Raw genomic sequence first — 10,979 nt, forward strand, 5'->3', positions numbered from 1 at the left:
GGGTGCGGTCGTCGGTGTGCATGGTCCAGCTGGGGTCGCGGACGAGGTCGACGACGCCCTGGTGGGTGATCTGGATGCCCTTCGGTTCGCCGGTGGAGCCGGACGTGTACATCACGTAGCAGAGCTGGTCGGGATGAACGTCCGGAAGGTCAATGACCTCGACCGACGGGTCCGCCTCGCAGGCCAGCACCTGCCGTCCCGCAGCGCGCTCCCCGGCCACCAGCTCGTGGTCGCCGAACGCCGCGTCCACCAGGAGGACCGGTGACGTGCTGTCCGCGGCCACCGCCCGCATCCGCTCCAGCGGGTACGCGGTGTGGATGGGCAGGTAGGCCCCACCGGCCTTGAGCACAGCGAGGATGCCCACCACGAGGTCCACCGAGCGTTGCATCAGCATCGGTACGGGCGTCTCGGCGACCACCCCCGCCGCCCGGAGTGTGGCCGCGAGCGCCTCGGACCGTCGCCGCAGGTCGGTGTAGGTGAGCGAGGTTTGGCCGTCGGTGACGGCGACCAGGTCGGGGGTACGGTCGGCCTGCTCGTCGAAGGCCCGCACCACGCTGCACGCCACGGACGGGGCGGCGGTGCTGGCAGCCTCGGCCCGCATCTGCTGCCGCTCGGCGGCGGTGAGGATGTCCAACCGGCTGATCGGGGTGGCGGGCTGCCGGGCGACCTGGCGCAGGATCGCGTCGAGGCGCTGCCCGAGCAGTTCGACGGTCTCCTGGACGAAGAGGTCCGTGGCGTAGGTGATGGTGATGTCCAGGTCGGCGTCGACCGGTTCGTCCGCCACGGTGATGTCGAGGTCGAACTTGGCGATGGCCAGCCGGGTCGGTTCCGGCGTGCAGTCCAGCCCCGGTAGGGGAGTGGTGGTGGGCGTGCGGTCGGCCCGGGACAGGGCGATCTGGAACAGCGGGTGTCGGGCGAGCGAGCGTGTGGGCTGGAGGTGTTCGACGAGGCGTTGGAAGGGGAGGTCCTGGTGGTCGTAGGCGGTGAGGTCGGTGTCGCGGACCCGGCTGATGAGGTCGGTGAAGGTGGGGTTGCCGGTGGTGTCGGTGCGCAGGACGAGGGTGTTGACGAAGAAGCCGATCAACTGGTCGAGGGTGTCGTCGGTGCGTCCGGCGACGACGGTGCCGAGGGGGATGTCGGTGCCGGCGCCGAGTCGGGTGAGGAGGGTGGCGATGGCGGCTTGGACGACCATGAAGAGGGTGGCGTCGTGGTTGCGGGCGACGGCGCGTAGTGCGGTGTGGGTGGCGGGGTCGATGGTGAGGTCGACGCGTCCGGCCCGGTAGGTGGCCTGGGCGGGGCGGGGGTGGTCGGTGGGCAGCGGCAGTTCGTCCGGCAGCCCGGCGAGGGTGGTGCCCCAGTAGCGCAGTTGGCGGCTGATCTCGCTGTCCGGGTCGTCGTCGGCACCGAGCAGTGCCTGCTGCCAGAGGGCGTAGTCGGCGTACTGGACCGGTAGGGGTTCCCAGTCGGGGGCGTGGCCGGCGAGCCGGGCGCTGTAGGCGGCGGCGAGGTCGCGGGCGAGGGGTGCCATGGAGGCACCGTCCCCGGCGATGTGGTGCAGGTTCACCAGCAGAAGGTGGTCCTGTTCGCCGGTCGAGATCAGGTGCACCGCGAGCGGCGTCTCGCGGGTGAGGTCGAAGGGGTGCGCCGAGGCGGTGGCGAGAAGCTGTTCGGCCTGCTCGGGGGCGACGGTGTGCCGCGTGAACGTGGCGATCCCGGGGGCGGGGTCGAGGATCCGCTGAACGGACTCGCCGTCGGTCTCGGTGTAGAGGGTGCGGAGGATTTCGTGCCGGTTGACGAGGTCGTCGACGGCGGCGCGGAGGGCGTCGGCGTCGACGGTGCCGTGCAGGCGGGTGGTGACCGGCACGTTGTACGTCGCCGACGGACCCTCCACCCCGTGCAGGAACCACAACCGGCGCTGGGCGAACGAGAGCGGCAGCGGTTCCGGACGACTCTCCACCGCGCTGACCGGGGGACGCGACGAGCCCGTGGTCAGGTGGGGTTCGAGGGTGGCGACGGTGGGGTTTTCGAAGAGGTGACGGACGGTGAGTTCGACGCCGAGGGTGGTGCGGATGCGGTTGACGAGGCGGGTGGCGAGCAGGGAGTGGCCGCCGAGGTCGAAGAAGTTGTCGGTGGTGCCGATGTCGGGGAGGCCGAGGACGGCGGCGAAGAGTTGGCTGAGCACGGTCTGCCGGGCGTTGCGGGGCGCGGCGTGGGTGCTGGTGGTGGTGTGGGCGGGGGCCGGTAGGGCGGCGCGGTCGAGTTTCCCGTTCGCGGTCATGGGGAGGGCGGTCATGGTCACGTAGGCGGTGGGGACCATGTAGTCGGGCAGCTGTGCGCCGAGGTCGCGGCGGAGGTCACCGAGGTCGACGCTGGTGTCGTCGGCGGGCACCAGGTAGGCGACGATCCGCTTGTCGCCGGGTTGGTCTTCGCGGGCGATGACGGCGGCGTGGCGGATGTCGGGTCGGGTGGTGAGGGTGGTTTCGATCTCGCCGAGTTCGATGCGGAAGCCGCGGATCTTGACTTGGTCGTCGGTGCGGCCGAGGAAGTGGAGGTGGCCTGTGGTGTCCCATTGGACGAGGTCGCCGGTGCGGTACATGCGGGTGCCGGCGGGGCCGTAGGGGTCGGCGACGAACCGGGCGGCGGTCAGGGCGGCGCGTTTGACGTATCCCCGGGCCAGGCCGGGGCCGGCGACGTAGAGTTCGCCCGGCACGCCCACCGGCACGGGCTGCAACGATCCGTCGAGGACGTAGAGGTCGGTGTTGGCGACCGGGACGCCGATGGTGACCGGCTGCCCGGCGGGCAGTGGTCCGCCGCTGGCGCAGACGGTGACCTCGGTGGGGCCGTAGGAGTTGACCAGGCGGTAGTCGACGGACCAGGTGTCGACCAGCCATTGCGGACACGCCTCGCTCGCGGTGATCACCATCGCCCCGGCGGGGATCGTGCCGGCCGGCAGGGACGCCAGCAGCGACGGGGTGACCGTGACGTGGGTGGTCCGGGCGATCAGGCCGGCGTGCTCGTCCCCGGGGTCGAGGAGCCGTTCCGGGGCGAAGGGGACGACGGTGCCGCCGGCGAGCAGGGCCATCAGCATCTCCCAGACCGAGCCGTCGAAGCCGATCGAGGCGATCTGGAGGATGTGACTGCCGGGGCGGACCTCGAAGTCCTGCTGGTAGCGGTGGGCGAGGCGGCTGATGCCCCGGTGGGTGACCGTGACACCCTTCGGCGCGCCGGTCGACCCCGACGTGTAGATCACGTACGCCGCGTTGTCCAGGTGCAGCGGCGGCTGCGGGTCGGTGTCCGGCAGGGTGGAGACCTCGCGCCACAGGTCCTCGCCGACGACCAGGATCTTCGTCGCGGTGACCTCGGGCAGAAGGCCGGGGTCGTCGACGAGGATCACCGGCGGTGCGGTGTCCCGCAGCACGTACTCCTTGCGGGCGGTCGGGTAGGCGGGGTCCAGCGGTACGTAGCAGCCACCCGCCTTGCTGATCGCCACCAGCACCGTGACCAGGTCCAGTGACCGGCTCATCGACACGGTCACCGGGACGTCCGGCCCGACCCCCTGACCCATCAGGTGGTGGGCGAGCCGGTTGGCCCGGACGTCCAGCTCCCGGTACGTGATCTCCACGCCGCTCTGGACGACCGCGACGGCGTCCGGGTGCTGCCGTACCTGCCGGTCGAAGAGCGCCGGAAGGGTCTCGCACGGCACCCGGGGCGTGGCGCGCTGGAAATCGTCCAGAACCTGGCGGCGCTCCTCGGCGGCCAGGATGTCCGTGGACCCCAGTCGTCGTCCCGGGTCGGCGGCGACCTGCTCCAGCACCGCCACCAGCCGCCGCCCCAACGCCTCCGCTCCGGCCCGGGTGAAGAGGTCCTTCGCGTACGTGACGGTCAGCTCCAGCTCACTGGACCCGTCCCGCGAGACGAACCCGAAGAACACGTCGAACTTCGCCGTCTCGAACGGCGCCTTCTCCGCCACCACGTCCAGCCCGTCCATCTCCAGGACGAGCCCCCGGTCCACCGCGAAGGCGATCTGGAACAGCGGGTGCCGGGCGAGCGAGCGTGTGGGCTGGAGGTGTTCGACGAGGCGTTGGAAGGGGAGGTCCTGGTGGTCGTAGGCGGTGAGGTCGGTGTCGCGGACCCGGCTGATGAGGTCGGTGAAGGTGGGGTCGCCGGTGGTGTCGGTGCGCAGGACGAGGGTGTTGACGAAGAAGCCGATCAACTGGTCGAGGGTGTCGTCGGTGCGTCCGGCGACGACGGTGCCCAGCGGGATGTCGGTGCCGCAGCCGAGTCGGGTGAGGAGGGTGGCGATGGCGGCCTGGACGACCATGAAGAGGGTGGCGTCGTGGTTGCGGGCGACGGCGCGTAGCGCGTCGTGGGTGGCGGGGTCGATGGTGAGGTCGACGCGTCCGGCCCGGTAGCTGGCCTGCGGCGGGCGTGGGTGGTCGGTGGGCAGCGGCAACTCCTCCGGCAGCCCGGCCAACGCCGTGCCCCAGTAGTCGAGCTGCCGGCTGATCTTGCTGTCCGGGTCGCCCTCGGAGCCGAGCAGGGCCCGCTGCCACTGGCTGTAGTCGGCGTACTGCACGGGCAGCGGCTCCCACTCGGGGGCACGACCGGCGGTACGCGCGGCGTAGGCGGTCGAGAGGTCCTGGCTGAGCGGCCCCATCGACGTGCCGTCCCCGGCGATGTGGTGCAACGAGATCACGAGCAGGTGGTCCCGCTCGGCGACGGTGAACAGCCGTACCCGCAGCGGCAACTCGGTGGCCAGGTCGAACGGACGCGCGCACGTCTCGGTCACGGCGGCGTCGGCCTCATCCGCCGACAGCACCGCGTGGGCGAAGTCCACCCGCGCCTCGGTCACCGGCAGCACCCGCTGGACCGGCTCCCCGTCGACCTCGACGTAGACCGTCCGCAGGATGTCGTGACGCCCCACCACGTCGGTCACGGCGGCCTCCAACGCCGTGGCGTCGATCCGGTCCCGCACGCGGGTCACCACCGGGATGTTGTACGTCGCCGACGGCCCCTCCAACCGGTCCAGGAACCACAACCGACGCTGCGCGAACGACAACGGGACCATCAGACTGCTCTCTTTCCGGGTGTGCGGAGGTGCGGGGAGACGCGACGGGCTGCCGGAGGCTGCGGGGGAGGCCGCAGGTCAGGACCGGACGAAGCCGGCGAGCCGGCGCAGGCCCTCGTCGATCTCGGCGGGGCTCAGGTGACTGAAGGACAACCGGATCTGCCGGCGCGGCCGACCGTCGCCGTAGAAGTGGTGGATCGGGGTCCACAGCACCCCGTGCTCCCGCGCGGACCGTTCCAGGACGTCGTCACCGGCCTCGAAGGGCACGTTCAGCAGTAGGAAGAACCCGCCGTCCGGGGAGTTCCAGGTGACCTCCGGCCGGCTGCCGGCCGGGAAGTGTTCGGCAAGACCGTCGAGGAGCTGCCGGAGGTTGCGCTGGTAGACGTCGATCTCCCGCTTGTTGGCGGCGCGCATGCTGAACCCGTTCTCCAGCAGCTTCCCGCCGATCACGGCCTGCCCGATCGGGGAGGTGTTGACCGTCACCATGCTCTTCAGCCGGGCGAGCTGGTCGGCCAGCGACTCCTGGCGTCCGTCCCGGTCGACCCGCTGGTCGGCGACGACGTACCCGACCCGCGCGCCCGGGAAGCCGGACTTGGCGAACGAGCCCACGTACACCACCCGGCGGGAGCGGTCCAGTGCCTTCAGCGTGGGCGGGCCCGCCTGCTCCGGGCCGAAGATGCCGTACGGGTTGTCCTCGATCAGGAGGATGCCCTCGTCCTCGGCGGTGCGTAGCAGCTCCTCGCGGGCCGTCCGGCTGAGGCTGCGGCCGGTCGGGTTGGCGAAGTCGGTGTTCAGGTACAGCGCCCGGGGGGTCAGCCCCTCGGCCCGCGCCGCACGCAGCGTGTCGCCCAGGTCGGTCAGGTCGACACCCTCGGGGCCGCCGCGCACCGGCCGTACCGGCATGTCCACCAGCTCCGCCGCGCCGGTGAGCCCGACGTAACCGGGCTGGACCGCCAGGACCACGTCCCCGGCGGTCCGGCGTAGGGCCCGCAGCACCAGGTAGAGCCCCTCCTGCGCGCCCACGGTCACCACGATCGACTCCGGGTCGACCTCGATGCCCTCGTCGACGGAGAGACTCCGGGCGACCAGGTCGTGGATGAGGCCCTTGGTCCGGCCGTACTGGAGCAGGGCCTGGCACACCCGCATCTCGTCCCCGTCGTACGCGCGCAGCAGGTGCTCGGTGTACGTGTCGAGGTACCGCCGGATCAGGTCGACGCTGAAGAAGCCCTCGTGCGGCCGGCCGGCGGCGAACGAGACGGCGTCGGGGAACCGCAGCGCGATCTCGTTGAGGAAGTTCATGGTGTCGGCCTGCGGTGAGCTGAGGAACGCGAAGAGTTCGCCGCCGCGCAGGTCGACGTCGGCGGCCGTGGGGCTCACCGTCACCGCGCGTCGCCCGCCCGCATCGCCTCGACCAGGCTGCGGGGCCGCATGTCGACCCAGTTCGTCTCGACGTAGGCCAGGCACTCGCTACGGGGGGAGTCGGTCAGACACACCGTCCACCCGGCCGGCACCTCCGCGAACGCCGGCCAGACGGAGTACTGGCCCTCGTCGTTCACCAGGACCTTGAACTGGGCGTTCTCGTCGTCGAAGGGGTTCACCGGGAGCGCTCCTCGTGTCGTCCGACCCTTGTGCAGCCGCCTCCGCGAGGCGCTGGCACACAAGACTGACGGTCGCCACTCACCGGGCGCTTCCCGCATTCTTCCCGTCACCGCTCCGCCGGTTCCCACACCGGCGGCGACCGGTCAGCGGTCGAACGACGCCCAGATGTGCTTGGTGGTGTCGGTGGCGTACCAGCCGACGTCCAGGGACAGGGCGAGCGCGAGTTGGAGTCCCCGACCGCCCGAGCCGGTCGGCTGGAAGTCGACCAACTCCGGAACGGTGCTCAGGTCGTGGTCGGCCACGTCCAGGTAGAAACACCCCTCCGAGGCCGAAAGGGTGACGATCGTCGGCGGCAGCCCGTGCCGCAGCGCGTTGGTCGCCAGCTCGGTGGCGACCAGCACCACCAGCTCCGGCACCTCGTCGAGACGTGCCCCGTCGACAAGGTCGTCACCGGTCAGCGCCTCGTGCAGCGACGCCCGGAGGGCACGCAGGTCCTGGGGGTGGCACAGCATCCAGCGCCGCAGCTCGACCGCCCGGGGCGGTGGTGGCGACGTCCGCAACGTTCCCATGCCCCAGGTCTACCCACCTCGGGCCGGTCCGAAGCGGATCACGGGGGTGTGCCTGCCCACCTGCGGCTCCGGTGCCGGATGCGGGAGGACGCGGCAGACGGCGGCCCCGCCGCCCGCCGCGTCCGCTCAGGCGCCCGCGCCGACCTTGCCGCCCGCCGGGTCGGTGGCCGCGTGCGCGCCGTTGGCCGCCGCACGGGGCGCGACCTGGGGGTACTCGCTGGTCGGGGCACCGCCGGCGGCGGCCATCACCGCCGCCGCGGCCAGGTCGGCGACCCGCTTCGCCTCGCGCTGCACCCGGGCCCGCACGTCCTTGGCGTGCCGTTCGGCGGATTCGGCCGCCTGCCGCACCTCGTCCAACCGGCTCAACTCACCGGCGAGCTCCTGGCGGGTCTCGGTGAGCCGCTGCTGGAGCTGGGCCACCTCGCGTTCCACCCCGCCCGCCTCCTGGCGCGCCTGTGCCAGGTGCTGCTGGGCGGCGTCCAGCTCGCTCTGGAACTGGGTCAGGGCCTGTCGCCGCTCACGGATCTCCTGCTGCACGGCGGTGACCTGCTGCTGGTGGACGGCGGCCTGCTCGTCGGCGTGCTGTCGCAGCTTGGTCGCGTACTGCTGGGCCTCGGTGACGAGCGTGGCGATCTTCTGCTCGGCCGTGGTCCGCTGTCGGGTCAGCTCCTGCTCGGCCGCCGCGCGGTGCTCGGTGAGTTCCTGCTCCGCGGCGGCACGCCGTTCCTCGATCTCCCGCTCCACCCCGGCCTGCCACTGGGCCAGTTCCTGCTGGGTCTGCGCGCGGGCCGCGTGCACCTCCTGCTGGATCTGCGTACGGGCGGCCTCCAGCAGCGCCTCGGCCTCGGCCCGGGTCCGCTCGACCTGCTGTGCGGTCTGCTCGTTGATCCGCTGCGCGTCCTGCTGGGCGCGTTCGTGCGCGGCCTCGCCCTCGGCGCGCAGCCGCTGCGCCAGCTCGCGGATCTCGGCGAGTTCGGCCTGGGCGGCGGCCGCCATCTCCTCGTGGGCCTTCTCCTGCTCCGCCCGCCGGCTGGACAGCTCCTCCTCGAGGTCGCGTAGCCGCTGGTTCGCCTGTTCCCGGGCTTCGGTGAGCACCCGCTCCGCCTCCGCCTCCAACCCGGACACCCGCGCGGTGGCCGCCTCGGTGATCGCCTCGGCCTGCTTCTCCGCCAGGGCCAGGATCTGGTCGACCATCGGGCCCAGGTCACGGAAGGAGGCCCGGTCCACCTGGGCCGGCCGTTGGCGCAGCTCGACCAGCTCGGTCTGCACCTGCTGGAACTGCCCCGCCAGGGACTGGAGCTGACCGGAGGCCCGGTCGCGGGCACCCGCCAGCGCCGCGATCTCGGCGTCGACCTGTTCGACGTACCGGTCCACCTGTCGTTTGTCGTAGCCGCGCAGCGCGAGTTCGAAACTCGGCCGCGAGATCATGACATCGCGTAGTGCGAACGGCTCCTCGCCGTGAGACATGCGCCACCCTCCGTACGATCGCGGGCGTCACGTCGACGGATGTCCCACCGCATGACGCGGCGCAAGGCTACCGCCGCCCTGTCCCCGGTCGTCACCGAGCCCCGTCCCGGTGCCCCGGGACGTCGCGGCGGCAACCGGTCGGGCCGCGCCGCCGGGTCCGTCAGTCGTCCGTCGACGCTCCGATGTGGGCGGCCACGTCGGTGGGCAGCGGGTACGGACGTTCGTCGGGCAGCAACGCCCGAGCCCCCGCCCGGTCCCCGTCGACCAGCCTGGCCCGTACCGCGTGGGCGGTGGGAGTGACGTCGCGGATGTCCACGATCCAGTCGTCGACGTACCGGTCGACGGCCACACCGGAGAGGCCGACCTGGAGCGAACGGTGGGGCAGCGGACGCAGGTCCAGGTCGCGCTCCGGGTCCCACTGCACCCGGACGGGGCTCTGCCGGAGCCGACGGGACCAGGCCGCGCGGTCGGCGTACCGGTCGGGGTCGTGGTGGCTCAGGCACGAGTTGGCCAACGCCCACTCGAACCCGGCCCGGCTGATGTCGACGGCGAGCACGCACTCCTGGTCCGGCTTGGCGCCCCAGCCGCAGCGGTACATCATCCAGCGGAACGACGGCTTGATCCAGGTCATCCGCTCGCGTTTGAACGGTGCGACGAAGCGGCCGTGCCGCAGCGCCGGTCCGGCGACCGCCGGGGCGTACGCCTGGTAGACGGTGATCGTCTCCGGGCCGTACCCGGCCCGGATCTCGCGGTACGGGCGGTCCATGGCGCTGATCGTGGCTGGCCGGGCGGCTCGGGGCGACCGGTTTTCGCCACCGCCCGGCCCGGACACCGGGCGGCCCGGACCGCGTCACCCGGGCGTCGGACCGGGATCACCGATCGGCCCGGCCGGGTCATGACGAGGTGGCCCGGGGCCGCCACCGGCTGCGGGCGTCCGCACCGGGCCGTCGGCCGATCCTCTGCTCCGGCTGCTGGCGGGCGGCGAGGTGCCGGTCGCCCCACTGCGTCACGGCCATGACCACCGGGACCAGTTCCCGGCCCCGGTCGGTGAGGTGGTACTCGTGCCTGGTCGGGCGGTCCTGGTAGGGCACCCGGTCGAGCACGCCGACGCCCATGAGCGTGTTCAGCCGGTCGGTCAGGATGTTGCGGGAGATGCCCAGGCTGCGGAGGAAGCCGTCGAAGCGGGTGGTGCCCTGCAGCGCCTCCCGGACGATGAGCAGCGTCCATCGGTCACCGATGACGTCCAGGGCGCGGGCGAGCGAGCACGCCTGGACCGAACTGAGGCGGTAGTGCATCGGGCCAGTCTAGGCAATGCAACGTTGGAAATCGATACTTGTCGAATGCTCGGTGGCTCTCCGGTGTCCGTTTCGGATCGGACCGTCACGCCGGGCGGCCGGCTGTCCCGTCGGGCTCCGGTCCGGTGTGGACGCGCCCGTGCCCGGCCGGCGTCGACCCCGCTGGGGTCGGCGCCGGCCGGGCCGGGGTGGCCGGCGGGTTCGCCGCCGGCCGTCGGGGGCGTCAGTTCACGTACACCGGGCCGCCCGGTCCGGTGACCGGGGCGTAGGTGACGGTGAAGTACCCGGTGGGGAAGCAGGTGCCGGGTCCGGAGACCTTGGTGAACGGCTGGTTGACCATGGTGATGGAGTTGTCGGCGTTGTTCGCCGTGCCGACCAGGCGGTTGCCGTTGGCCTGGTAGACGCAGGTGATGGTGCCGAGCAGGGTGCTGAGTACGGCGGTCGTCTGGATCGGTCCGGCGGCCCCACCGGTGATGGTGAGGACCTTGCTGCTGGTCACCGAGGCGGTGAACGGCAGGTTGTTCACGGTGATGCCGCGGACGCCGATCACCCCGATGACGTTGCTCGTGCAGTTGCTCACGGTCTGCGTGCCGACGTTCTCGGTCGCCGTGCCGGGGTTGGCCGGGTTGCTGGTGACCGTGGCCGCGAACGTGGACTGGGCGCACTTCACGCCGGTGCTGCCGGTCGTGGAGTTGTAGAGGTTGGCCGTGGTGCCGGCCTTCAGGTTCGCGGTCAGCGTCTGGCCGACGCCGACCGAGGCCCCGGTCGCGCTGCCGTAGGTGAGCACGTTGCCCGCCGCGGCGGCCGGGCCGGCGGTGGCGAGCACGGCCAGCAGCGCCGAGGTCGCGGCGAGGGTGAGGTACGCGTACCTGCGCATGACTTCTCCCTGGGTGTGGTGGTGGGGGGTGGGAAGTCGGAGCGGAGCCATGTCGTTCTGGGGGCCAAGGGGGTGGCGACATCGGGTGTCTTCCTAAGACCGCT

8 protein-coding genes are annotated in these 10,979 nt (G+C 72.0%); all 8 read right to left on the reverse strand.

Going from position 1 to position 10,979, the window contains the following annotated elements; genetic code table 11:
- Positions 1–5,068: non-ribosomal peptide synthetase (locus tag QSK20_RS31725; protein WP_285792291.1), on the reverse strand; the 5,068-nt coding region annotated here is incomplete at its 3' end.
- Positions 5,069–5,146: 78 nt separating this feature from the next.
- Complete coding sequence (locus QSK20_RS31730) at positions 5,147–6,445, reverse strand: aminotransferase-like domain-containing protein (protein ID WP_285792292.1); 1,299 nt, start codon at positions 6,443–6,445, stop codon at positions 5,147–5,149.
- 2 nt (positions 6,446–6,447) lie between these two features.
- Positions 6,448–6,666: an MbtH family protein gene (locus QSK20_RS31735; RefSeq protein WP_285792293.1), complete on the reverse strand. Its 219-nt coding sequence runs from the start codon at positions 6,664–6,666 to the stop codon at positions 6,448–6,450.
- 144 nt (positions 6,667–6,810) lie between these two features.
- Positions 6,811–7,236, reverse strand: coding sequence for an ATP-binding protein (locus QSK20_RS31740; protein WP_088984452.1), 426 nt, complete (start codon positions 7,234–7,236; stop codon positions 6,811–6,813).
- A 126-nt stretch (positions 7,237–7,362) separates the two neighbouring features.
- A complete protein-coding gene (locus QSK20_RS31745; protein ID WP_285792294.1) occupies positions 7,363–8,703 on the reverse strand; it encodes a coiled-coil domain-containing protein in 1,341 nt (446 codons plus the stop codon).
- A gap of 160 nt (positions 8,704–8,863) precedes the next feature.
- Positions 8,864–9,469 (reverse strand): DUF4291 domain-containing protein, encoded by a 606-nt coding sequence (locus tag QSK20_RS31750; RefSeq protein ID WP_285792295.1) that lies wholly within the window; start codon positions 9,467–9,469, stop codon positions 8,864–8,866.
- Positions 9,470–9,596: 127 nt separating this feature from the next.
- Positions 9,597–9,998, reverse strand: coding sequence for a winged helix-turn-helix transcriptional regulator (locus QSK20_RS31755; RefSeq protein ID WP_285792296.1), 402 nt, complete (start codon positions 9,996–9,998; stop codon positions 9,597–9,599).
- A 223-nt stretch (positions 9,999–10,221) separates the two neighbouring features.
- Positions 10,222–10,875, reverse strand: a complete 654-nt coding sequence (locus QSK20_RS31760) for a Tat pathway signal sequence domain protein (RefSeq protein ID WP_285792297.1) — start codon at positions 10,873–10,875, stop codon at positions 10,222–10,224.
- Positions 10,876–10,979: the final 104 nt, after the last annotated feature.

The sequence above is a fragment of the Micromonospora sp. NBRC 101691 genome (assembly GCF_030269285.1).
Classification (GTDB): domain Bacteria; phylum Actinomycetota; class Actinomycetes; order Mycobacteriales; family Micromonosporaceae; genus Micromonospora; species Micromonospora echinospora.